Raw genomic sequence first — 232 nt, 5'->3', positions numbered from 1 at the left:
AGATGCAGCGAAGAACAATCCAACACCTCAAGAGCAAAGTGTTAATGTAGGTGAAAAACCAGATCCTAAGAAATCAATTGGTAATGTAGACGATCTTCCAAAAGGAAGTACAGTTGAATACAAGACTCCAGTAGACACTGCAACACCAGGTGATAAGCCTACAACAGTCGTTGTTACTTACCCAGATGGTTCTAAGGATGAAGTTCCAGTAACTGTTAAGGTAGTAGATCCA

General features: G+C 40.5%; 1 protein-coding gene. It reads left to right on the top strand.

Annotated elements, in window-relative coordinates; all coding sequences use genetic code 11:
- The coding region (locus tag HT718_RS08950; RefSeq protein ID WP_275690399.1) for a Rib/alpha-like domain-containing protein at nucleotides 1-232 on the top strand (232 nt) is incomplete at both ends.

Source organism: Streptococcus sp. 714, from assembly GCF_013277115.1.
Classification (GTDB): domain Bacteria; phylum Bacillota; class Bacilli; order Lactobacillales; family Streptococcaceae; genus Streptococcus.
The sequence above is the reverse complement of the archived record's forward strand: the minus strand, read 5'-3'. Positions and strand labels throughout refer to the sequence as shown.